Below are 24125 nucleotides of genomic sequence, written 5' to 3'. Positions count from 1 at the left end.
CCGATTCCGCCATATACTGAATTCCACCATGTAACCTTCTCTAAGGGAGCGTCAAATGGGTATCAGTAACTGGAAAATTGGCGCCCGGCTGGCTGCCGGATTGGGCGTATCACTGGTGTTTATGATCGGCATGTCCGTGATTGGCATCACGAATCTGAGCCGGGTCGCCGACGCCACTGCAGACCTGGATGCCGACAAGGTGCCCAAGGTAATCGAGTCTTATGAAATGATCGGCGGCGTCAACGATATTGCGCGCGCGATGCGCAATGCGATGCTGTCGACCGATCCCGCCACAGTCCAGAAGGAACTGCAGCGTGTAGTGGATAAACGTGCGGAAATTGCCGGCCACCTCGACAAGCTGACCAAACTCATTGCCGACGATACGGATCCCGAAAGCAGCGCCAGGCTCAAAGCCGTGGTGGAGGCGCGCGAGCGCTATCTGGCTGTGCAGAAGACATTCCTGGCCATGTCGGCAGACAGTGAAAAGCGCGACGAGAGTGTCAAGTACCTGCTCACCACCGTACGCAAGGAGCAGACCGCGTACATGGACACCCTGCAAGCAATGGTCAAGTACCAGATCGGCGCGGTTGATAAAGCGTCGTCGGACGCCCATGCCGCCTATCTCTCCGTGCGCAACATGATGATTGCACTGACAGTGATTGCCGCCGTGCTGGCGTCGCTGGTGGTGTATTGGATTACGCGCAGCATTACGCAACCGCTGAACGAGGCAGTGGGCGTGGCGGAAGCCGTGGCGGGCGGCGATTTGACGATGCAGATTGAAGGAAAGACCAACGATGAAACAGGCCAGTTGCTGCGCGCCTTGCGCAACATGACGGACAGCCTGGTGCAGACTGTCGGCCGCGTGCGGTCCGGTTCCGACACCATTAACACGGCGACCAATGAAATTGCGACCGGCAATATGGATTTGTCGACCCGCACGGAAACCCAGGCATCCAGCCTGGAGGAAACCGCATCGTCGATGGAAGAATTGACGTCCACCGTGACGCAGAATGCGGAAAACGCGCGCCAGGCGACGGCGCTGGTAGTGGCGGCATCGGATTTCGCCACCAAGGGCGGCAAGGTCGTGGGCGACGTGGTGGTGACGATGGGCGCCATCAAGGAAAGCTCGAACAAGATTGTCGACATCATTGCCGTCATCGATGGCATCGCGTTCCAGACCAATATCCTCGCACTGAATGCGGCCGTGGAAGCGGCGCGCGCCGGAGAGCAGGGCCGGGGCTTTGCCGTGGTGGCGTCGGAAGTGCGGGCGCTGGCGCAGCGCTCTGCAGCGGCGGCCAAGGAAATCAAGGCATTGATCAGCCAATCGGTGGAAACCGTCGACACGGGGACGCGCCTGGTGGATGAGGCGGGCGCCACGATGGATGGCATCGTCACGGCCGTCAGGCAGGTGGCGGACATCATGACGGAGATTTCCGCCGCCAGCCAGGAGCAGAGTTCCGGCATTGCGCAAGTCAATGAAGCCATCGTGCAGATTGACGACGCTACGCAGCAAAACGCGGCGCTGGTGGAAGAGGCGGCGGCTGCCGCGCAATCGCTGAGGGACCAGGCCAGCCTGCTGGCCGAAGCGGTCAGTGTGTTCCGGATTGCGGGGCACCAGTATCAGGTGCCGTTGACGGTGGCGCCGCCGGTGAAGCAGCCTGCTGCGAAGATGCTGGTGAAAGTCGAGGCAAAAGCAAAGCCTGCGTCCAAGCGTGCGGTAGCCGCTGCTCAGGATGACGGGTGGGAAGAGTTTTAACTAACTGATGCTGAATCCATGGGGCGGGTTCGTAGAGCCCGCCCTGCGCATTGTATGCCGCCAATTACTGTCCTGGATTCGGGCCTTGCGCATGCACGGCATCGATGGCAGCGATCAGATCCGCCGGCAGCACCGTGCCATACGCATCAATGTTTTCTTTCAACTGCTCCATCGTCGTCGCACCGATGATGGTGGACGCGACGAACCAGCGCGTATAGCACCACGCCAGCGCCATGCGCGCCGGTGTCATGCCTGCTGCGCGCGCCAGTTTGGCGTACTTGCCGGCCGCCTCGAAAACGGCTGGCCGCACATAGCGTGGACTCCAGTTGGCCGGGAAGATGGTCAGGCGGCCGTGCGCTTTGGGATTGTCCACGTACTTGGCGGACAACTGGCCAAACGCCAGCGGGCTGTAGGCCAGCAGGCTGACGCTGTCGCGGTAGCACGTTTCGTCCAGCAGCGACGTTTCATAATGCCGCGCCGTCAGGTTGTACAGGTTCTGGATCGTCGCGATGCGCGGCAAGCCTTTTAATTCAGCCTGTTTGATGAATTCACTGACGCCCCACGACGTTTCATTGGAAATGCCGATGTGGCGGATCTTGCCTTCATCGGCCAGTTTGCCCAGCGCGGCCAGCGTGTCTTCAATCGCAACCGCCGTGCGCTCCTTGGCCGGGTCAAACACCGACGCGCCAAAGATCGGCACATTGCGGCTGGGCCAGTGCAATTGGTATAAATCGATATGGTCTGTCTGCAGCCGTTTCAGGCTGGTCTCGACTGCCAAGCGCAAATTCGCTTCATCGAAATTCTGCCGGCCGCCACGCACCCACACCATATTCGGATTTGGTCCCGCAGCCTTGGTCGCCAGCACCACCTTCGCGCGGTTGCCCGGCTTGGCCAGCCATGACCCGATGTAGCGTTCCGTATTGCCCTGCGTGTGCGGGCTGGGCATGACGGGATACATCTCTGCCGTGTCGATGAAATTGATACCACGCTCGAGCGCGTAATCGAGCTGGCGGTGCGCATCCGCTTCACTGTTTTGTTCGCCGAAGGTCATCGTGCCGAGGCACACTTTGCTGACCTTCAAGCCGGTCTTGCCGAGCGTGGTGTAGTCCATGCTTATCCTTTGCTGCCGCGAATCGCGTCCGCGCAATCGCGCACGAGGGCAGGGCCGGCGTAAATCAGACCAGAATACAGTTGCACCAGCTGCGCGCCCGCATCCATTTTGACTTTCGCGTCGGCGCCTTTCATGATGCCGCCCACGCCGATGATCGGCAGCGCATCGCCCAGTTCCGCTTTCAACAAACGAATGACCTTGTTCGACAGTTCAAACACGGGGGCGCCCGACAGGCCGCCTGCTTCCGCGCCATGCTGCATGCCTTCCACGGCTGTGCGCGACAGCGTGGTGTTGGTGGCAATGACGCCATCGATGCGGTGGCGGATCAGTGCATCGGCAATGTTCTTGACCTGGTCGCCATCCATGTCCGGCGCGATTTTCAGGGCCAGCGGCACGTAGCGCTTGTGCTGGTCGGCTAAACGCTGCTGCGCTTGCTTCAATTGCGCCAGCAAGCCGTCCAGTTCCGATCCGCCCTGCAGCTGGCGCAAGTTCTTCGTGTTGGGCGACGAAATGTTGACCGTCACATAGCTGGCGTAAGGGTAGACTTTTTCCAGGCAGTGCAGGTAGTCGTCGGATGCGCGTTCGATCGGCGTGTCAGCGTTCTTGCCGATGTTCAGGCCCAGGATGCCTTCCTTGTTTTGATAAAAGCGCGACGACTGCACGTTGGCGACAAATGCATCGACGCCGCCGTTATTGAAGCCCATGCGGTTGATGATGCCTTGCGCGGCGGGCAGGCGGAACATGCGCGGCTTGGGATTGCCCGGCTGCGCGCGCGGCGTCACGGTGCCCACTTCGATGGAGCCGAAGCCCAGGTCCGACAGCGCGTCAATGAAGGCGCCGTCCTTGTCCAGGCCAGCCGCCAGGCCCACCGGGTTCTTGAACGTCAGGCCCATCACGGTGCGCGGATCGGCTTTCGGCTGGCACGCCATGGCGCGCAGCAGGCCCAGCGAAGCGGCGCGCTTCATGGCCGGCAGGGTGAAATGGTGGGCGTCTTCCGCGTCCATGGAAAACAGCAACGGACGGGCGAGGGAATACAGGAATTTGGACATTTGGGAACCGGGAAAATACGGGGAAATTTGGGGCAAATAAGAAAAATTGCCCGTATTTTACCCTGCGCGGCCAGCCTTACGTCCTGGGCATGACTGCCCATGAACCTTTAATGCGCGCCTCCAATGGCTGGAAGTTGATCTTATAAGACATCTTCTGGCTGTCGCGGATCCAGTAGCCGAGATACACGTAGGGCAGCCCCAGTTCCTGGGCTTGTGTAATTTGCCACATGATGTTGTACGTGCCGTACGATGCGCCCGGCACGTCCGGGTCGAAGAACGTGTACACGGATGACAGGCCATCCGATAGCACATCGATAATGGAAATCATGCGCAGCATGCCATCCGGTTCGCGGAATTCCACCAGCCGCGTATTGACGCGGCTTTGCAGCAGGAATTGCGCATACTGGTCGCGGCTGTCCTGGTCCATGCCGCCGCCCGCGTGGCGCGTGCTCTGGTAGCGCAGGTACAGTTCATAGTGTTCGTCCGAGAACGATAAGGTTGCCACGCCTGCCTGCAAATTCCCGTGCTTGGTCCACGCGCGGCGCTGGCCGCGCGTCGGCACAAATTCGCCCGCCACCACGCGCACTGGAATGCAAGCCTGGCAGCCGTCGCAATATGGCCGGTAAGTAAAGATGCCGCTGCGGCGGAAGCCGTTGCGTACCAGTTCGGAATAGACGTCCGCGTTGATCAGGTGGGACGGGGTGGCAACTTGCGAGCGGGCCTGGCGGTCGTCCAGGTAGCTGCAAGGATAAGGCGCTGTCGTATAAAACTGCAGCGTCGCGAATGGCAGGTCATTCAAGTGGGTCATGCACGCATCCCATCAGTGATTGCTAATCTCCGTGGTCCTATCATAACGCGGCTTCGGGGAATATGTGAAATCGCATGCAGCATACTGTGGTTCAGTTCACAGAAGGATAGGGCGGCAAAGGCTGCCAGTCGCGGATGGCCGGCTGCGTGATGGCGCGGCGCAGGTGGGCAATGAAGTCGCTGCGGGGGATCGGCGATGCGCCCAGCGATTTCAAGTGGCCGGTCTCTTGTTGGCAATCCACCATCTCCACGCCATGGTGGCGCAGGAAATGCACCAGGTATGCCAGTGCGATCTTGGATGCGTCCGGTTCGCGGGCAAACATGGATTCGCCGTAAAACATGCGGCCGATACACACGCCGTACGCGCCGCCCACCAGTTCGCCGTTGTGCCACAGTTCAGATGAGTGGGCATAACCGAGGCGGTGCAAGCCGCTGTAGCCGGCAATGATGTCTTCGGAAATCCACGTGCCGGGGCCATCGCGCCGCGGTGCGGCGCAGCCGCGCATCACTTGTTCAAATGCGCTGTCGAAACGCACTTCCCATGGGCCGCCTTCCGCCATGCTGCGCTGGACCTTCCTGATCGACTTCTTCAAACTGTCGGACACTTTGAAGCGGCTGGTCAGCAAGACCATGCGCGGATCCGTGCTCCACCACAGGATGGGCTGGCCTTCGGAAAACCACGGGAAGATACCGCGCTGATAAGCCGCCAGCAGCCGGGGCGGCGACAAATCCGCGCCCGCGGCCAATAAGCCGGGTGCATCGGTCGTCAGCGCCTCGGAGACGTCAGGGAAAGGTGTATGCGCGTCCAGCCAGGGGATCATGGCCCGCAGTTTTCAAGAATCGCCGCGCATCGGCTTGGAAATATCCATGGTGTGGAAGCCGTACGTGCCGCCGTCGGCGCGCATGCGGGCGCGGTCGGCAAAGAACAGTTCCAGGGTCGAACGGATCGTCGGGAAGGCCAGGTCTTCCCATGGAATCTGGTCTTCCGTGAACATTTGCACGTCCAGGCTTTCCTCGCCCGGCGCGAAGTCCAGGTCGCGCAGAGTGGCCAGGTAAAACATATGGACCTGGTGCACGCGCGCCACGTTCATCAATGTAAACAGCGGGCCCAGTTCAATATGGGCGCCCGCTTCTTCCGACGTTTCGCGCAGCGCGGCTTCCCCCGTGGTTTCATTGTTTTCCATGAAACCTGCCGGCAAGGTCCAGTAACCATAGCGCGGTTCAATCGCACGCTTGCACAGCAACACTTGCAACTGGCCATCCTTTTCCCATACCGGAATCGAGCCCAGCACCATTTTTGGATTTTGGTAATGAATGGTGGTGCACGACGTGCACACGTAGCGCGGCCGGTTATCGCCGGCTGGAATCATCAGCTCGACTGGATGGGCGCATTCGGAACAGAATTTCATGGGTGGCGGCATCGAAAGGATGTGATCTGGACTCGGTAACTCTTCTAGTGCTTACTTTACACCTAATGTCGGTGCGGCGCGAAGCGCGCGCCAGCGTTATGCACTTATCGTGCCAGATATATAAGTTCTATGGTCGGGCTTTTTAAGATTGATATTGCCTAAATCCTGCGCCTGCCCTATAATACTTACATCAGACGCGGGGTGGAGCAGTCTGGCAGCTCGTCGGGCTCATAACCCGAAGGTCACAGGTTCAAATCCTGTCCCCGCAACCAAATTCTAAAAGCCGCTGAATCGCAAGGTTCAGCGGCTTTTTTCATTGGCGTGCTCCGTGCGCAGACGGGCTCATGCGGCAGCCCAGCTTACCAGCCGCCGGCCCGCGCACGGCTCACACAAAATCACCAAGTTAAAAATATAATTTTGACAATCGTGCATTATTTGCAATGAATTATAGTGACGCTCTGGCTGCAAGGGCAGCCGATTTTTGAAGGAGCAAGTCATGTCAATGCGTTTGAAGTTGCCAGCCCTGCTGCTGGCAATGGCGTCATTTTCCGCGGTGCAGGCCGCACCGCTGTACAAGGTCAGCATTTTGAGCGGCCCTGGCTATGACACTACGAAGGCCATCGATCTGAATAATGCCGGGCAGGTGGTTGGCTGGACGAATAGCGGTTCGTACTTGTGGACGGATCAGGGCGCCACCCAGCTGGACAGGGATTTCAGGGCAACCGGCATCAATAACCATGGCGTGGTGGTCGGCACCATGTTCAACCTGCCCGGCACCCACTATGACGAGACCAGTTACCATGCGTATACGTATTCCAGCCAGGGTTACCAGCGGGTCACACCGCCCACGTCTCACGCCAGCAATCCCCACAGCTATGCCGAGGACATCAATGACAGCGGCACCGTGGTCGGGGCCAATTTCGACGGGTATGCCTACCTGCCGGCGCGCTTCCAGCAAAAGCAAATCACGGAATTCCCTCTCGGCTACGGTGATGCCAGCGCGATCAATAATTCCGGCACCATTGTCGGCACGTTTGAATACGACGAGCCCGGCTGGTTCCGGCACCACTCGTTTATTTACTTGAACGGCAAAGTGCAGGATATCCCGGTACAAGGGATCGACAGCATCTATGCGGAAGACCTCAACGATGCCAACAAGGTCGTGGGCCGCATCACGGCGGCAACCGGCGGCGGTGGCTACGCTTATATCTATTCTGAAGGCCAGGTGCAAAAACTCGATGTGTTCGGCGCGTTCTACAGCCAGGCGAGCGGCATCAACAACCGGGACCAGGTGGTGGGCACCTATGGCGCAAGTTACAACGACCAGAAGCCGTTCCTGTATGACGGCGGCACGGCGTACGATTTGAACGCGCTGGTGAGGCCCGGAAGCGGCGTGACCATTACCGGCGCGGCCGCCATCAACGATGTGGGCCAGATTGCCGGCCAGGGGTGCGACAAGAGCGGCAATTGCTATGCCCTACTGTTGAGCGCGGTACCGGAACCGCAAACCTGGGGCATGCTGCTGGCTGGCCTGGGGCTGGTGGGCTGGATGGGACGGCGCCGGTTGCCTGCTGACTGACCGGGGGAGTGCTGCGGCTGGTTTTGCGCAGGCAGCAAGCATTATTGTTTGACCGGGTATTGTTATAATTTAATTTCAAAATAACAACTCGGAGAAAGTCTGATGTCATTACCCATGACTGCAAGGCGTTGCGCAATAGTGTTTGCTGTTACCGCAGCATTTTCCGGTGCGGCCTTTGCCGGCTGTGCCACGGTGCCTGTCACGTTCCGCCTGGCGGATGCAGGCGCCATCGACGGCGAAAAACTGTACATCAATGGCGACCTTGCGGCGCTGGGCAACTGGAGTACGGGTGAACGCAATGCCATGGTGCGCAGCTCGCCAGGTGGCACGGGCTGGGAAGCCACGTTGCAATTGCCACCCGCCACGCCAATTCAATATAAATTCGTCAGGCAAGGCAGTGCAGGCCCGGTTTGGGAAGGGGAAATCGCCACGTTCAGCGGCAACCGCCAGGCATTGACCCCGGCTTGCGGCGGAACGCTGGTGCTCGACGCAGGCCATTTCGTGGTCCCAGCGCCGGATAATGACACGATAGCCGACCAGCCTTCCTCTGCGTTGCCTGCAGCGCTACAGCAGCATTTGCAAGCCTTTGCCGCTGCCTTCAACAGCAAAGACCCGCAGCGCATGCAGCGCTTTATCGAACAGCATGGCACGCCGGAGCTGGCCAATGCGGCGCCATGGGCCACACAGCAGCTGGCGCTGGCCAAAGCCCAAAAAGCCACGGCAGGGCTTGATTTGCGCGCCGTGCGCACGTATACGCCGACGCGCGATGGCATCACTGCCCTGTTCCAGGACCGTATTTATGGCGGCTGGTATGCCGCCAAGGTCACGGTGGAAGAGGGCGGCGCGCAGCGCATCAAGTCCCTGATGCTGTCGCCGGCGCGCCCGGCCCAGTTGCCGGCCCAGCCTGTCGCCAATGAAAAAGCCATGCTCGGCATGGTGGAAGCGGCAGTCAAACGCGGTTGCAGCGCAGGTGCGTTTTCCGGTTCCATCCTGGTGGCGCACAATGGCCGTGTGAAGTTTGAACAGTCATGCGGCGAATCGAGCAAGCGCTATCACGTCCGCAACAACATGGAAACCAAGTACAACCTGGCGTCCATGAACAAAATGTTCACGGCTGTCGCCATTGCCCAGCTGGCGGACCAGGGCAAGCTGTCGCTTGACGACAAGATCAGCCGCTTCGTCGATGAATCGTGGCTGCCCCGCGACGTCACGGACCGCATCACGGTGCGTCATTTGCTGACCCACACGTCGGGCCTGGGCAATTTCTTCAATGAGAAGTTCATGGCGTCGTCGCGCGACCAATACCGCGAAGTGGCGGATTACAAGCCGCTGGTGCGCGGCGACAAGCCTGCTTTTGAACCGGGCCAGCAATTCATGTACAGCAATATCGGCATGCTGCTGGCAGGTGTCATTGTGGAGCAGGCGTCTGGCGACAATTATTTCGATTACGTGCGCCAGCACGTGTTCCAGCCGGCCGGCATGCGCAATACGGACAGCTATGCGCTGGACGAGCCGGTGGAAAACCTGGCCATGGGTTATACCCCGGCGGAGCGCTCGCCCTACGGCTGGAAAGAAAACACGTTCATCCACGTGTTGCGCGGCGGCCCTGCCGGCGGCGGTTATTCCACTGTGCGCGACTTGAACCGCTTTGCCACGGCGCTGTCGAACGGCGCCCTGTTGCCGAAGTCCAGTGTCGAGCGCCTGTGGAAGCGGCAAGAGCAAATCGATTATGCGCTGGGCTTTGAATCGTCCGTGGGCAAGGTGGGCCGTGTGGTGGGCCACAGCGGCGGCTTCGCCGGCATCAATGGCGAGCTGAATATGTACGTGGACCGTGGCTATGTGGTGGCTGTACTGGCCAACCAGGAAGAGGGTGCGTCGCCGTTGGCCGAGCATATCGGCGGCCTGATCGCCCGCATGCCGCAGTAAGAAACCACGCGTGGCGCGGATCAGACGTCCCGCCAGCATGGTAAGTTGGCAACGTTTGCCGCCATCCTTTATGCTGGCAACATGATCCGCGTCGTGTTTCTGTTCCTGGCAGCGCTCGGGGCCAGCGTGGCGCTGTCTGGCGACGATACTTTGCCGGACGGCCATCCCGCGCTGGCGCGCCTGCCTGCGCGCATGGTATGGGCGTGGGAGCGGCCGGAAGATTTGCGGTGGCTGCCGCCCGATGTCGGTGTCGCTTACGTGGCGTCGTCCATCATGCTGCAAGGCGAAGATGCGCTGGTGCGGCCCCGCACGGCGGCGCTCTACCTGCCGGAACACGCGGCCGTGGTGCCGGTGCTGCACGTCGATGTGTCGTGGCGCAAGCCGCCCAAGCTGACGGACAAACAGCAAGAGCGCATCGTGCGCGAATTGCTGCGGGTGGCGCAGCGGGGCAACCGCCGCGTGGTGCAGCTGGATTTTGAAGTGCGCCGTTCGCAGCGGCCTTTCCTGGGCAAAGTCATGGCCGATATCCGCCGCCGGCTGCCGCCGAATGTCGCGCTGTCGATGACGGCGCTGGCGTCATGGTGCCTCGATGATCCCTGGCTGCCTGCCGCGCATGCCGATGAAGTGGTGCCGATGGCGTTCCGCATGGGCGGCGATGGCCAGGCGCTGCGCAACCGGCTCGATGGCTCGGGCTTTACGCGGCCATATTGCCGCGGCGCGATGGGCCATGCAACGGATGAACCGCTGGTGCGCTCGTACGCGCCCCGCAATTATTACTTCTCCCCCAAACCATGGACGGCCGAGCGCTGGCTGGCTGTTCAATCCAGGAGCCCTTCATGAAAAGACTGCTGACCGCAAGCCTGCTGGCCGCCGTGTGTTCGTTGCCGCATTGGGCCCATGCCAGTGGCGGCGACGGCTTCAGCGCCAACCGCTTCGCCTCTGAATACCAGGTAGCGCCGGCTTTCCTGCAGCAATATGCGGCCGGCAACCTGGGCGTGGTGCCAGGCAGTTATTGGCGCGTGTTCCACTACATGGCGTACCAGGCCGCCAAAGGCAAGCCGTTGACGCAGCAACAGCTGGCGGCGCTGGATCTCAATGAGTGGCGCATCGGTAAAGGCAGCACGTGGGACTATTCGTATGAAGCGGACTTGAATGGCAGCGGCGCATGGCTGAAGGAGCGCGCTGCCTATGCGAAGCAGTGGGGTTTGCCGCTTGACGTGAAGCTCGACGTGATGGGGGAGACGGATAACGCCAGCTACGTCAATTGCCATTTCGATGCATTCAAGCAGGCGGCCGTGACCTTGAAAGCGCGTGCCGCGCTGGGCGCCGGCGGCAAGCCCGATGCGTGGCACAAGGCGTGGCTGCAGGGACAGGACGCCGTGTTTGCCAATTGCGCGGAACCGCCGCATGAATATGGCAAGCCGCTGCCGAAGCGCGTGACGCAATTGCCGCCCGCGCCGCCGGCCAATGCGCCGGACTGGCTGAAGGCGGACTATGCGTACCAGTCTGGCGCCGCGCATTTCTATGCGCGTAACTTTGGCGAAGCGCGCAAGCAATTCCAGGCCGTCGCGCAAGACAGCAAGTCGCCATGGAAAAACCTGGGCGCGTACCTGGCGGCCCGTTGCCTGATCCGCAGCGCCACGCTCGATGACGAAGGCAAAAGTAAAATCAGCAAATTGCAGCAAGCCCGCAAGGAACTGGAAGCGCTGGCGCCAACGTTTGCGCCGGCACGCCAGTTGCTGCCGCTGGTCGATGCGCGCATTGATCCGCTGGCGCGGATTGCCGCATTGGCGCGCCAGCTCGACAGTGAACCATTCAATGCCGACACGCCCCGTTTGCTCAGCGATTACCTGGTATTGATGGACAAGCAGCCGCGCAGCGTGCTGCTGGCGGCGAAAGAGCCGATGACGGCATGGATCGCCACCATGCAAGCGAATGTGCCGGCCGACGTGTATTCGGATCCGGACAGCAATGACGTGAAAGAACAGCGCAAGCATGCACTGGAAGGCTTGCACCAGCGCTGGCTGAAGGCGCAGGCGGCAGATCCGCTGTGGCTGGCGCCGCTGGTGTCGCTGGCCGGGCCGGGTGAATTGAATGAGGCGGAGCGCAAGGCCGCGCAGGCGGTACCGGCCAAGCATCCGCTGTATTTGACCGTGCAATACCATTTGGCGCGGCTGGAACTGGCGGAAAAGCAGGGCGCGCAGGCAGACAAGGATATCGACCGCTTGCTGGCCACGTATGGCAAAACCATGTCGATTGCCACGCACAACCGCTTCCTTGGCTTGAAAATGGCGTCGGCCGGCACGCTTGATGAATTTGTCAAGGCGGCGCAGCGCAAGCCCGATGGTGTCGACAATGGTGAAGCCATCGATGCCAAGGCGGTGGAAGGCGAAACGGATGAGGACTTCCCGCTGGCGGTATTCCGCTACCTGCCGCTGTCTGAATTGAAAACCTTGCTGGCGCATCCACGCCTGCCAGCCAAATGGAAGGCGCCGCTGCAGGAAACCATGCTGGCGCGGGCGCTGATTTTGAATGACGAGGCGACGGCCTTGTCGCTGCTCGATGCTGTGGCGAAGGGCCGCAAGACCACGGAACACTTATATGCGCGCTACCGCAACGCCAAGCCGGGCGACGAGCGCAAGCTGGCCGGCGCACTGCTGTTGGTGAATACGCCGGAATTGAATCCGAAAGTTTATGACGGCTTTGGCGCCAGCCGTGACTGGGGTTGCGCGTACGGCGCGAAAAAAGATGAAACGCCGCCAGCGCCGCAGCCGCCACGCTACCTGACCAGCGAACAGGTGGCGGCGGCGGCCCAGGAACAGCAGGCTTACATGAAGCTGCCGCTGCGCAGTGAATTCATGGCGCCGCCGCTGCTGGCGTGGGCCAAGACCAAGCCTGCCGATGACGAAGCGCCGAAAGCGCTGCATTTCCTGGTCGCTTCCACGCGCATGGAATGCCCGTATGGCACGGACAAGGAAGAGAAAGACCAGTTGCGCGGCCGCTATTCGAAGGAAGCGTTCCAGCTATTGCACAAGAATTGGCCGGGCAACAAGTGGGCGAAGGCGACCAGGTACCATTTTTAAGCTAGACCGTGGCGCGGATCAGGCGGGTGGCGCCGCCCAGGCGCAGGCTGTCGCTGCGGCCGGACAGGTACAGTTCAGTGAGGCGTTCGCGGTCAAAGTGTTCGACTTCGCTGAAACCGGCTTCACGCAGCATCTGTTCCAGTGCTTCCGGCGTAAAACTGCTTTTCCAGGGTTCGCCACCCTGCGCCAGGCTGGCCGCCATGGCTTCCATGACACTGCGCTCCTGCGGTTCCAGCAATTCCGGCGCCAGCACGTAGTCGAACACGACGGAGGTGCCGGGCGCGCAGCCGCCAATGTACTCCAGCGTGCGCTTGACGTCGCTTGGTGTGAGGTAGAGCGTCACGCCCAGCCACGTGAAGCAAGCCGGCGTTTCAGCATCAAATCCCGCCTCTTCCAGCGCATCTTCCAGCTGGGTTTCATTGAAATCCACGCCGACGTAGTGCACCTGTTCGCGCTCGCTGATTTTCGCCAGCTGCAACAAGTCGCGCTTCCACTCCAGTGCGCCGGGCAAGTCCACTTCATAGACTTCGGCTTCCAGCGGCAAGTCCATGCGGTACGGCGACGTATCGAGGCCCGCGCCGAGGATCACCAGCTGCGGCGCTTCGCTGTCGTGCCACGTGTCTTCCGCCAGGCGGCTGCGCACGGCCAGGATGGCGCGCAGGGCGGTGCGGAACGGGGTATTCAATTCGCCAAGCGAGGCGCGCAAACCCGCTTCGGCTTCCTTGCCGAGGATGCGCAGCGCCAGCGGGTCGTCCAGCACCAGCGGCTTGTCGAGCAGCTGGTGGGCGGCGCGCAACGTGGCGGTGAGCAGGGCGCTGGGTTTCGGGGTGGCGTCGGTCGTCATGGCTTACCTTTCTGTGATGAGGCGTGAGTCTAACGTAAAGCCGCCCCCGGCGTCAGCCATTGCCGTCGCCGCGCGGATGCAGGCTGGCCCACAGGTGGGCGGCGGCCATCGTGCGGTGGGGCGCGTAGCGCTGCAGGAAGCGTTCGGTGGCGGCAATATCTGGCCGTTCATCGCCGCCCAGCAGCGGCTGCAGGGCAGTGCGGATGGCGACGTCGCCGTGCAGCGAGCAGTCTTCGTAGCCATAGCCGCGCAGCAAGCCATAGTTCACGGTCCACGGGCCGATGCCTTTCACAGCCAGCAGCGCTTCGCTGATATCGGCGATGGTGTTGGCGGGGCCGGGCTCCAGGTCCAGCGCGCCATCGGCCACCAGCGCAGACAAGCGCAGCAGGGTTTCCGCCTTGGCGCGCGAAAATTTGCGGCTGGTCAAGTCATCCACGCTGAGCCGCGCGACGCCGGCCGCATCGGGATAGCACCACAGGCCGCCGCTGTGCCGGGGACCGGCCAGCTGGATCAACGTGCGGCGCAGCGCAATGGCAAAGGCCAGGTTGATTTGCTGGCCAATGACGGCCCACGTCAGCGCTTCAAACACGGTGGCCGATTGCACGATGCGCAGGCCCGGCTGGCGCTTGGCCAGCGGCCCCATCACAGGATCGCCGGCCACCATGTCGGTAAATGGTTGCGGGTCGATGCGCAGTCCCAGCACATTGCGCAGCGCGCCGCGGATGGCGCTGTCCACCGCATCCGTGGGTTCACCATCGGCCAGCGCCGAGCAGCGGGCCACGGCGCCTTCGAAGGCCACGTCGAGCAGCACGGGTGTGCCGGCCAGCACCACTGCCTTGCGCAGGCGCTGCGGCGTCACGTGTTCCGCAACGTTTTCCGCATCGCGCTGGTGAAAGGCCAGCACGTCATGAAGCCGGTAACCGTCCGGCAGCGCAATGTCCCACGCCATTACACGGGCTCCGTCCGGCGCAGCCAGCCGAAGTTCGGTTTAAAGCCTGTTACCAGCGCCGTACCGGCAATGACGATGGCGGATCCTGCCAGCGTGTGCCAGCCCACGGTTTCGCCAAGGAACAGCACGCCCCACAAGATGCCGAACAGGGGGCTGAGGAACGTGACGGTCAGGGCGGACGTGGCGCCCACGTCGCGGATCAGCTTGTAGTAAATCAGGTACGCCACGCCGCTGCACAGCACGCCCAGTGCGAACGCTGCCGCCATAATGCCCATCGTAGGCGAACCGGGCGAAGGCATCAGCGGCACCAGCGGCAAGGTCAGCAGCGCGGCGGCCCACATGCTGCCGTGTGCATTGGCGAACGGCTCGACGGCTTGCGCGGTTTTCGCATACGTGCTGGCAATGCCATAGTTGAACGATGCCAGCAGGGCGGCGGCAATCGCGAGAGCCGCGCCGGCGCGGGCGCTGGCGTGGTCCAGTCCCACCAGCAGTGCGACGCCGCACGTACCCAGCACGAGACCGGCCAGCACGCGGCCCGACACCATTTGCCGCTGCCACACCGCGCCAATCAGCGCACCCCACATGGGGGCCGTGGCATTCAATACCGACAGGACGGAAGCGGGCAGCATGCGCGCCGCATAAGCAAACAGCACGAAGGGAATCGCGGAATTGAACAGCCCGAGGATGAAATAGTGCTTCCAGTGCGTGCGCCAGCCCAGCGGCTTTTTCATGACGAAACCAACCACGGCAAGAAAACCCGCGGCAAATATCAGCCGGTATTCAATCAGCACGGCCGGCCCGAGCACCGGCGCGGCAATGCGCATAAACAGGAAAGAGCCGCCCCAGATCGAGGCCAGCAAAACAAGACGCAGCAAGTTGGCAGTGCTCATAGCGGTAACCGATTAAGTTGAACCGCTATTGTGGCCGACCCGGCCCATATCTGCTTGTCGATTCTTGCTTTTAAACTGCCCCCACCATGCAAGCGCTGCCGGATTGCGGCTGCGGAGCGGCGGCGTGGTTGACTTGCATGCTGGACGGGACGCCGTTTTTCACGGCCGTCATTTCCGCCAGAATGGAAATCGCGATTTCCGCCGGGGTCTTGCTGCCGATGTACAGGCCGATCGGGCCGTGCAGGCGGTCCAGCTGTTCGGGCGTCACGTCGAATTGCACCAGCCGTTCGCGCCGCTTGCTATTGTTTAAACGCGAGCCAATGGCGCCCACGTAAAACGCATCGGATTTCAGCGCTTCCATCAGCGCCAGGTCATCGAGCTTGGGATCGTGCGTCAGCGCCACGACAGCGCTGCGGTGGTCCAGTTTCATTTCCAGCACCAGGTCATCGGGCATCGCGTGCACCAGTTGCACGTTATCGACGTGCCAACCTTGCCGGTATTCCTCGCGCGGGTCGCACACCGTCACGTGGTATTCCATGGCCGTGGCGATTTGCGCGAGGAAGCGCGACAGCTGGCCGGCGCCGATGATCAGCAAACGCCAGCGGGGACCATGCTGCGTCACCAGGGAATTGCCGATGCGTTCCAGGATATTGCCCGCCACGGCAGGGGCCAGCGTGACGGCCCCCGTGTCGAGATCCAGGCGCCGTTCAACCAGGCGGCGCTGTTCCAGCATGTCCAGCAATTCCGCGATGCGGCTGTGCGGACCCAGTGGTTCCAGCGCCAGTTCAATGGTGCCGCCGCACGGCAAGCCGAAGCGATGCGCTTCGTCTGCCGTGATGCCATAGCTGACCACTTCCGGCGTATCGCGCGTAATGCCATGGTTGCGTACGCGGGCAATCAAGTCATCTTCGATACAGCCGCCGGACACGGACCCCACCACCGTGCCATCGTCGCAAATGGCCAGCGTGGCGCCGATCGGGCGGGGGCTGGAGCCCCACGTTTTCATGACAGTAACGAGTTCGGCCTTGTGGCCTGCGGCGATCCAGGCGGCGCTGGTTTTCAGTACTTCGAGGTCTATGCTGTCCATCGCATGACTATACACCGCTGCATCAGCGCGCGCGCCGGAGGTTGCATATACCAGTCATCGTCGTAGTGCAGGCGCCGGCATCTGGTTCACAGTGCAGCGCATTGCGGTAGAGTGCCGTGACCGGTGTTTGTCGGAAATTTTTACATTCCCGCTGACAAAGATTTTGCATTGGAAATCTAAGTTTCTGATTAGAAATAATAATTTCCAAATGAAAATATCTGGCATGGTAATTGCATTGGACATGGCATCCTCATCCCATAAAGGAACTACGCCATGAAAGTTACCAGTTTTGCGCGCTACGCCATCGCCACCATTGCTTCAGCTCTTACGCTGAATGCGTCCGCAACGGTGCTGACAACGCATGCGAGTGTCGACAATGGTTATGCCATGTATTTGTCGACGTCCGATAGCGTGACGGGAACGAGTTTCGGCAATGGCGCCGACTGGACGACGTCGTACACCAATAACGTTACCCTGGCCCAGGGCACCAATTATTACTTGCACGTCTATGCATTCGATCTGGGCGGGATTGCCGGCTTCCTCGGCGACTTTTCGCTGTCCGGCACGGGCCACAAATTCGCCAACGGTTCGACGTTCCTGACGACCGATACCACCAACTGGAAGGGCAATAACACGGGTTTCAACGGCGCCTATGGCGTTCTGCAAGACCTGGGGCCGGATGGCGTCAACCCATGGGGCGATCGTTCCCTGATCAACAACAGCGCCCACTGGATCTGGGCCGGCGATGCCAATAATAATGACTACGCTTACTTCACGACAAAGATCAGCGCCAACAATGTGCCGGAACCGGGCAGCGTTGCGCTGCTGGGCCTGGGCCTGGCCGGCGTGGCACTGTCGCGCCGGCGCAAGCAGGGGCGTTGATCAGCGGCGCGGCTTGCGCAGCTTCTTGCGGCAGACGCGTTTCGACACGCTGTCCATCGCGCTGCCGGACGCGATTTTTTCCGCGTCATATTGTTCATATTTGAAATTCCCCACCGCTTCGCCTTTACCCATCGCGTCCGGATAAAACGATTGCGCCTGCAACGTGGCTGTGTGGTCCTTGCACGCATAGACATGCTGCGTGCGCACCGAGCGGTAAGGTTTGCCATCGGGCGCCGTCTGGCCCTTGCTGTAATTGCGCATGACCCACGCGCTGCGGCCGTTGGCTTCTTCCTTGACGGACGCCAGGTCGACATACACTTCGGGATTGGCGCCGCGCCCGATGCGCGTCCATTCGGCGCCATGCGCGCCGGGCAGGGCGCTGGCGGATGCTGCCAGCAACAGGGCGGAAGACCACATGCGCATCATGGCACCAGCGGCTTTTTCGCGGCCAGCTTGGCTTTGACGTCCGACACGGCTTTGTCCAGCGCAGCCATGCGCACGGCAACGGCAGGGTGGGCAGCCGTGTAGCCATTCAGTACGGTGGCCGGATACTGGTTCGACAGGCGTTGCCAGAACGGCTTGGCGTGGTCGATGTTGTAGCCGGCGCGCTGCAGCATATAGATGGCCAGCGTGTCAGCCGCCGCGTCGAGGTCTTGCGGCACCGGCTTGATGCCGCCGCCGCCAATCAGCAGCGACGTATCCGGTTTCGCGCGTACCAGGTTGTCGATCATGCTGCCTTGCGTATTGGTCTGGCGCATGGCGCCCGCGTGGCCCAGCACATTGTGGGCGATATCGCGCGCCAGCACATAGGCAATGGCTTCATCGCTTTGCGCATAATTCATCATGCCGCGCGTGATGGCTACGCGCTGGCCATCCGCATACGAATTGATATTGTCGCTGTTGCCCAGCTGGATGCGGATTGCGCACGCCCGCGTGACGGGCACGTTCATGGTTTGCGACAGGCCGCTGCGGGCAATGGTGAGGTTCAGCGCGGCGCGGTTGCCGACCAGCGGGCCCAGTACTTCCGCCGCATGCGCTTCCGCATCCGGGCCGCCATGCAGCGGCTTGTCTTCGACGGCAATCAGGCTGTCGCCCTTGCGCAAACCGGCGCGTGCGGCGCCGCTGCCGGCCAGCACGGAACTGACTTGCAGGCGGTCGCCATAACCGAGCACGGCGGCTGCCGCTTCACTGTATTCACCGGGATACGAATAACGGTTTTGCGCCGTGAACCCGAGCAGGTTGCGGGCCTGGGAGCGGCACAAGTCTGCATTGTTGATCAACAGGGGCGCCGATACGCGCGACAGGCGGTCTTGCAGCGCCACCATGGTTTTCAGGGATTCCTGCGCCGCCACGGCGCGGGCGGACAGCACAGGCTCCTGCGGGGCGGCCGGCGTGTAGGGCGCCGGGCCGGGTTCTGGAACAGGCTTGCCGGGCCACAGTGTTGTGGAACAGCCCGTCAGCAAGGTGGCGGCGCCTGCCGCAGTGATATAAAACGCCCAACGCCTTGCCTTGCCCATCATGTTCCAGTCCTCTTAATGTTTGCCGGTGCTCCCGAAACCGCCTTCGCCGCGCTCGGAATTACCGAATTCTTCCACCACGTTGAAGCCCACTTGCAGCACCGGCACAATGATCAACTGGGCCAGCCGTTCCATGGGATTCAGCGTAAACGAATTGTGTCCGCGGTTCCAGGTGGAAACCATTAGTTGTCCCTGGTAATCCGAGTCAATCAAGCCTACCAGATTCCCCAGCACGATGCCGTTCTTGTGGCCCATGCCGCTGCGCGGCAGGATCATCGCGGCGTAGCCCGGATCGGCAATGTGGATCGCCAGGCCGGTTGGAATCAGCACGGTCTGGCCCGGCTCGATGACCATCGGTGCATCGATGCAGGCGCGCAGGTCGAGGCCGGCGCTGCCCGGGGTTGCATAGGCCGGCAGCTGGTCTTTCATGCGCGGGTCGAGGATTTTGACGTCTACGGTTTTCATTGGATTGCTTATTGAGGCGAGAATAACGAGTGTTTATCGATGCGCTTGGAGATTTCAGAAATCAAGGCGCGCGCCAGGGTTAGCTTGTCGGCACGCGGCAAGATCGTGTGGCCGTTTTCATCGAACAGGATGATGGTGTTGTCGTCCTGGCCGAACGTCTGGTGGCCGATATTGCCGACCAATAGCGGGATGCCTTTCTTTTCCCGTTTGGCGGCGCCATATTCCAGCAAGTTTTCCGATTCCGCGGCAAAGCCCACGCAATACGGATAACCGGCCAGGCTGGTGCGCTGGGCCACGGTGGCCAGGATGTCCGGATTTTGTTCGAACTTCAAATCCGGCACGGTACCGTCGCCTTTCTTTTTCATCTTTTGCGTGCTGGGGTTGGCCACGCGCCAGTCCGCCACGGCAGCCACCGAGACGAACACGTGCTGGCCATGGATGGCGCGCATGACTTCGTCGTACATTTGCTGCGCGCTTTGCACATTAATGCGCTGGACGCCGAACGGCGTCGGCAATGCGGTCGGGCCGGAAACCAGCACGACTTCCGCACCTGCCTCGCGGGCCGCGCGCGCCACGGCGTAGCCCATTTTGCCGGACGACAGATTGGTAATGCCGCGCACCGGGTCGATGGCTTCAAAGGTCGGACCGGCCGTGACGAGGATGCGTTTGCCGGCCAGGACTTTGGGCTGGAACGCCGCCACCAGTTCCGCCAGCAATTGTTCCGCCTCCAGCATGCGGCCCAGGCCCACTTCGCCGCACGCCTGTTCGCCGGCAGCGGGGCCAAAGATGACGATGCCGTCATCCTTCAGTTGCTGGACGTTGCGCTGGGTGGCCGGGTTTTGCCACATTTCCACGTTCATGGCCGGCGCCACCAGCAGCGGCACGCTGCGTGGACGGGCCACGCACATGGTCGACAGCAAATCATCGCAGGCGCCGTGCGCCAGCTTGAACATGAAGTCGGCCGAGCAGGGCGCCACGAGGATCGCGTCGGCATTGCGGGTCACGTCGATGTGCGCCATGTTGTTGGCCACGCGCGGGTCCCACTGGCTGCTGTACACCGGCTTGCCGGACAGCGCCTGCATGGTGACGGGCGTGATGAAATGTTCGGCCGCATCCGTCATGACCACTTGCACGGATGCGCCTTCGCGCGTCAGCGCGCGGCACAGTTCGGCAGCCTTGTAGCACGCGACGCCGCCAGACAGGCCCAGGACGATTTTTTTGCCATCGAGTTCCATAGTCGCTCCTTATTTGTTCACGCGGCGCAGTTCATCGAGGATGAACAGGCCGGCGCCAATACAAATCGCCGTATCCGCAATATTAAATGCGGGGAAGTGGCCGATAGTGGGCCAGTGGAAGTCCAGGAAGTCCACCACGTGGCCATACAGCACGCGGTCGATCACGTTGCCGATCGCGCCGCCCATGATCAGCGCCAGCGCCCAGCAAAACATGCGCTGGCCCGCGTGGCGTTTCAACAGGTAGACGATGTACACGGCAGCGGCAATGCCGATGCCGGTAAACAGGTAGCGCTGCCATCCGCCCGCGTGTTGGAGGAAACTGAATGCGGCGCCTTTGTTGTACGCCAGCGTGATATTGAAGAACGACGTCACCAGCAAGTCTTCGCCGTAGCGGAAGGTCTTGTTGATGGTGATCTTGCTGATCTGGTCCAGCAAAATGATGATAGTGGCAATGCCCAGCCACGGGGCCAGCCCGCCGCCGGATGAGGATTTTGCTGCGATTGGTTTGGATTTAGCCATGTAGTAATGAAGTGGTAGGGCGGGTTTTACGGGGACGCCGAGTTAAACCCGCCGTGTATGCGTTTCGACGGCGCCAGGGCGGATTTATAAAATCCGCCCTGCGGTTTCGCGACGCGGGCCGGTTTTTGCATACCGGCCGGAGGCGTTACGCGAACTTGCGCTTCTCGCCCGCGCCAAACAGGTTGCTGTGGCAGCGGCCGCACAGGCCCGGATGGTCCGCGTGCGAACCGACGTCCGCGCGGTAGTGCCAGCAGCGCTCGCACTTGGCGGCTTCCGATGCCTTCACTTCCACGGCTTCGTCCGCAGCGTCAGCCACGTGCGCCACGTGCGCCTGCGACGTGATGAATACGAATTTCAAGTCGTCTTCCAGGCTGGCCAGCAGCGCATATTTGTCGCCGGCAGCTTTAATGGACAGTTCCGCCTGCAAGGACGAACCAATCGCGCCCGAACCGCGCACTTCTTCCAGCTGCTTGGTGACGTCGGCACGCACGGCGCGCAGCGCATCGTACTTGGCCAGCAGTGCTTGGGCGTCGGCCACGGCCGGGAATTCCCAGTACGTTTGCGTGAAGATGGTTTCATCGCTGGCGGCAAAGGCTTCCTTGCCGGCGAAGACTGCCCACGCTTCTTCCGCCGTGAACGACAGCATCGGCGCCATCACGCGCAGCAAGCTTTGCGTGATGTGCCACAGGGCCGTCTGTGCCGAACGGCGCGCGTGCGAATCCACGGCGGACGTGTACAGGCGGTCTTTCAGGATGTCGAGGTAGAAGCCGCCCAGGTCTTCCGAGCAGAAGTTCTGCAATTTCGACACGACCGGGTGGAATTCATAATTCTCGTAGTGCGCGGCGATTTCTTTTTGCAGCGCATCCGTTGCGGCCAGCGCATAGCGGTCGATTTCCAGCAATTCGGCCACCGGCACGGCATTTTTGCCGTGGTCGAAGTCCGACGTATTGGCCAGCAGGAAGCGCAAGGTATTGCGGATACGGCGGTACGATTCCGTCACGCGCTTCAGGATTTCGTCCGAGATCGACAGCTCGCCCGTGTAATCGGTGGCGGCCACCCACAGGCGCAGGATGTCGGCGCCCAGTTTATTCGACACGTCTTGCGGCGATACGGTGTTGCCGATCGACTTGGACATTTTCTTGCCTTCGCCATCGACGACGAAACCGTGCGTCAGCAGCGCTTTATACGGCGCCGAGCCATTGAGCATGGCCGACGTCAGCAGCGACGAGTGGAACCAGCCGCGGTGCTGGTCCGAACCTTCCAGGTACAGGTCAGCCGGGAAGTGGCTCTGTTCCTGGTGCGAACCGCGCAATACCGTCTGGTGCGTGGTGCCGGAATCGAACCAGACATCCAAGGTGTCCTTGTTCTTTTCGTAGATGGCCGCGTCGTCGCCCAGCAGGGTGGCTGGATCGAGCGCCTGCCAGGCATCGATGCCGTTCTTTTCAATCAGCTGCGCCACTTGTTCCAGCAGCTCCGGCGTGCGCGGATGCAGTTCACCGGTTTCCTTGTGGATGAAGAAGGCCATCGGCACGCCCCACTGGCGCTGGCGCGACAGGGTCCAGTCAGGACGGTTGGCGATCATGCCGTGCAGGCGCGCCTGGCCCCAGTCCGGGAAGAAGCGCGTCGCATCGACGCCTTTCAGTGCGGTCTGGCGCAAGGTCGGGCCGCCATCTTTGGGATGCGCGTCCATGCCTGCGAACCACTGCGACGTGGCGCGGTACACGATCGGGGTTTTATGGCGCCAGCAGTGCATGTAGCTGTGGTCGAACATTTTCAGTTCGAACAGCGCGCCCGCTTCGCGCAGCGCGTCGCAGATCGGCTTCGACGCTTCCCAGATCGTCATGCCGCCAAACAGCGGCAGGGTCGGCACGTATTTGCCGTCGCCCATCACTGGTTTGAGGATTTCATCATCCTTCATGCCGTGCGCCTTGCACGAGATAAAGTCGTCCAGGCCATAGGCCGGCGCCGAGTGCACGACACCGGTACCGCTTTCCGTCGTCACGTATTCCGCCAGGTACATCGGCGAGTAGCGGTCGAAGAAGGCATCGCGCGCGTGCAGCGGGTGCTTGAAGCGGATGTTGGCCAGTGCGGCGCCGGTGGCGGTGCCGATCGTCGTGCCTTCCAGCTTGTAGCGGTGCAGGCACGCTTCCACCAGGTCTTGCGCCAGGATCAGCAGCAATGGCTGGCCGTCGCGCTGCGTTTCCACCAGTGCGTATTTGACTTCCGGGTGCACGTTCAGCGCCTGGTTGGACGGGATGGTCCATGGCGTCGTGGTCCAGATCACGATGAAGCCGTTTTCCGTCGGCAGCTTTGGCAAATCGAAGGCGGCGGCCAGCTTGTCATGCTCGGCAAACGGGAAGCCCACGTCGATGGCCGGGTCGCGCTTGTCCTTGTATTCGACTTCCGCTTCCGCCAGCGCGGAACCGCAATCGAAGCACCAGTTGACCGGCTTCAGGCCACGGTACACATAACCCTTTTCATACATCTTGCCCAGTGCGCGCAACTCGTCCGCTTCATTACCGAAGTTCATTGTCAGGTACGGGTTTTCCCACTCGCCCAGCACGCCCAGGCGGATGAAGTCTTTCTTTTGGCGCTCGATTTGTTCGTGCGCATAGGCGCGCGCCTTGGTCAGCACTTCCGCCGTCGGCAAATTCTTGCCATACAGTTTTTCGATCTGGATTTCGATCGGCATGCCGTGGCAATCCCAGCCCGGCACGTAAGGCGCGTCAAAGCCGGCCATGGTGCGCGATTTCACCACCATGTCTTTCAAGATCTTGTTGACGGCGTGGCCGATGTGGATGTCGCCGTTGGCGTATGGAGGACCGTCGTGCAGCACGAATTTCGGACGGCCTGCGGCAGCCTTGCGGATACGCTGGTAAATCTTTTTGTCTTGCCAATCCTTGACCCAGTTTGGTTCGCGCTTGGCCAGGTCGCCGCGCATCGGGAATGGGGTTTCGGTCATATTGACCGGATATTTACTTTTTTGGGACTTGTCAGACATGGATCGATCTTTAATG

The 24125-nt window shown here is 61.3% G+C and carries 21 protein-coding genes and 1 tRNA gene; 7 read left to right on the top strand and 15 right to left on the bottom strand.

Annotation, left to right across the window (positions count from 1 at the left end; translation table 11 throughout):
* The first annotated feature begins 55 nt into the window (after positions 1-55).
* Complete coding sequence (locus GM668_RS00545) at positions 56-1756, top strand: methyl-accepting chemotaxis protein (RefSeq protein WP_155436989.1); 1701 nt, start codon at positions 56-58, stop codon at positions 1754-1756.
* 64 nt (positions 1757-1820) lie between these two features.
* Here the strand turns inward: GM668_RS00545 and GM668_RS00540 are convergent, their stop codons facing one another.
* The 5 genes from GM668_RS00540 to GM668_RS00520 form a co-directional block, all read right to left on the bottom strand.
* Complete coding sequence (locus GM668_RS00540) at positions 1821-2867, bottom strand: aldo/keto reductase (RefSeq protein WP_155436988.1); 1047 nt, start codon at positions 2865-2867, stop codon at positions 1821-1823.
* 2 nt (positions 2868-2869) lie between these two features.
* On the bottom strand, positions 2870-3916 hold the full coding sequence (locus tag GM668_RS00535) for a quinone-dependent dihydroorotate dehydrogenase (RefSeq protein WP_155436987.1): 1047 nt from the start codon (positions 3914-3916) through the stop codon (positions 2870-2872).
* A gap of 76 nt (positions 3917-3992) precedes the next feature.
* Positions 3993-4724, bottom strand: a complete 732-nt coding sequence (locus GM668_RS00530; RefSeq protein WP_155436986.1) for an arginyltransferase — start codon at positions 4722-4724, stop codon at positions 3993-3995.
* A 91-nt stretch (positions 4725-4815) separates the two neighbouring features.
* Positions 4816-5544, bottom strand: a complete 729-nt coding sequence (gene aat, locus GM668_RS00525) for a leucyl/phenylalanyl-tRNA--protein transferase (protein ID WP_155436985.1) — start codon at positions 5542-5544, stop codon at positions 4816-4818.
* A 12-nt stretch (positions 5545-5556) separates the two neighbouring features.
* Entirely contained in the window at positions 5557-6132 is a 576-nt protein-coding gene (locus GM668_RS00520) for an NUDIX hydrolase (RefSeq protein ID WP_155436984.1), read from the bottom strand.
* A gap of 195 nt (positions 6133-6327) precedes the next feature.
* On the opposite strand from GM668_RS00520, the gene GM668_RS00515 reads away from it, so the two are divergent.
* From GM668_RS00515 to GM668_RS00495, 5 genes are all read left to right on the top strand, one after another.
* Positions 6328-6404: transfer RNA gene (locus tag GM668_RS00515), tRNA-Met, on the top strand.
* Between the two features lie 224 nt (positions 6405-6628).
* On the top strand, positions 6629-7711 hold the full coding sequence (locus tag GM668_RS30975; protein WP_229498786.1) for a PEP-CTERM sorting domain-containing protein: 1083 nt from the start codon (positions 6629-6631) through the stop codon (positions 7709-7711).
* A gap of 138 nt (positions 7712-7849) precedes the next feature.
* The gene (locus GM668_RS00505; RefSeq protein ID WP_170305436.1) at positions 7850-9637 is read left to right on the top strand and encodes a serine hydrolase; all 1788 of its coding nucleotides are present in this window, start codon (positions 7850-7852) and stop codon (positions 9635-9637) included.
* 45 nt (positions 9638-9682) lie between these two features.
* Positions 9683-10477 carry a hypothetical protein gene (locus tag GM668_RS00500; RefSeq protein WP_155436982.1) on the top strand — a complete coding sequence of 265 codons (795 nt, stop codon included), beginning with the start codon at positions 9683-9685 and terminating at the stop codon, positions 10475-10477.
* Complete coding sequence (locus tag GM668_RS00495) at positions 10474-12720, top strand: hypothetical protein (RefSeq protein WP_155436981.1); 2247 nt, start codon at positions 10474-10476, stop codon at positions 12718-12720. The genes GM668_RS00500 and GM668_RS00495 overlap by 4 nt, the downstream gene beginning before the upstream one ends.
* 1 nt (position 12721) lies before the next feature.
* Here GM668_RS00495 and GM668_RS00490 read toward each other — a convergent pair whose 3' ends face one another.
* The 4 genes from GM668_RS00490 to GM668_RS00475 form a co-directional block, all read right to left on the bottom strand.
* Positions 12722-13564 (bottom strand): class I SAM-dependent methyltransferase, encoded by an 843-nt coding sequence (locus tag GM668_RS00490; protein WP_155436980.1) that lies wholly within the window; start codon positions 13562-13564, stop codon positions 12722-12724.
* Positions 13565-13616: 52 nt separating this feature from the next.
* Complete coding sequence (locus GM668_RS00485) at positions 13617-14513, bottom strand: DNA-3-methyladenine glycosylase 2 (protein WP_155436979.1); 897 nt, start codon at positions 14511-14513, stop codon at positions 13617-13619.
* Complete coding sequence (locus GM668_RS00480) at positions 14513-15403, bottom strand: DMT family transporter (protein WP_155436978.1); 891 nt, start codon at positions 15401-15403, stop codon at positions 14513-14515. The genes GM668_RS00485 and GM668_RS00480 overlap by 1 nt, the downstream gene beginning before the upstream one ends.
* A 70-nt stretch (positions 15404-15473) precedes the next feature.
* A complete protein-coding gene (locus tag GM668_RS00475; protein WP_155436977.1) occupies positions 15474-16490 on the bottom strand; it encodes an XdhC family protein in 1017 nt (338 codons plus the stop codon).
* A 273-nt stretch (positions 16491-16763) separates the two neighbouring features.
* Here GM668_RS00475 and GM668_RS30970 point away from each other — a divergent pair, with 273 nt between their 5' ends.
* Positions 16764-17372, top strand: a complete 609-nt coding sequence (locus tag GM668_RS30970; protein ID WP_155436976.1) for a PEP-CTERM sorting domain-containing protein — start codon at positions 16764-16766, stop codon at positions 17370-17372.
* Here GM668_RS30970 and GM668_RS00465 read toward each other — a convergent pair whose 3' ends face one another.
* The 6 genes from GM668_RS00465 to ileS form a co-directional block, all read right to left on the bottom strand.
* Positions 17373-17789: a surface-adhesin E family protein gene (locus GM668_RS00465; RefSeq protein ID WP_211923333.1), complete on the bottom strand. Its 417-nt coding sequence runs from the start codon at positions 17787-17789 to the stop codon at positions 17373-17375. It abuts the gene before it with no gap.
* Positions 17790-17794: 5 nt separating this feature from the next.
* The gene (locus tag GM668_RS00460; protein ID WP_155436975.1) at positions 17795-18892 is read right to left on the bottom strand and encodes a M48 family metallopeptidase; all 1098 of its coding nucleotides are present in this window, start codon (positions 18890-18892) and stop codon (positions 17795-17797) included.
* 12 nt (positions 18893-18904) lie between these two features.
* Positions 18905-19354 carry a dUTP diphosphatase gene (dut, locus tag GM668_RS00455; RefSeq protein ID WP_155436974.1) on the bottom strand — a complete coding sequence of 150 codons (450 nt, stop codon included), beginning with the start codon at positions 19352-19354 and terminating at the stop codon, positions 18905-18907.
* 8 nt (positions 19355-19362) lie between these two features.
* A complete protein-coding gene (gene coaBC / locus GM668_RS00450) occupies positions 19363-20589 on the bottom strand; it encodes a bifunctional phosphopantothenoylcysteine decarboxylase/phosphopantothenate--cysteine ligase CoaBC (protein WP_155436973.1) in 1227 nt (408 codons plus the stop codon).
* 9 nt (positions 20590-20598) lie between these two features.
* Entirely contained in the window at positions 20599-21108 is a 510-nt protein-coding gene (gene lspA / locus GM668_RS00445; RefSeq protein WP_155436972.1) for a signal peptidase II, read from the bottom strand.
* 145 nt (positions 21109-21253) lie between these two features.
* The gene (ileS, locus tag GM668_RS00440; RefSeq protein ID WP_155436971.1) at positions 21254-24109 is read right to left on the bottom strand and encodes an isoleucine--tRNA ligase; all 2856 of its coding nucleotides are present in this window, start codon (positions 24107-24109) and stop codon (positions 21254-21256) included.
* Positions 24110-24125: the final 16 nt, after the last annotated feature.

It is taken from the genome of Pseudoduganella ginsengisoli (genome assembly GCF_009720865.1).
GTDB classification, from domain to species: Bacteria; Pseudomonadota; Gammaproteobacteria; order Burkholderiales; family Burkholderiaceae_D; genus Rugamonas; species Rugamonas ginsengisoli.
This window is presented reverse-complemented; position numbering and strand designations above follow the sequence as displayed.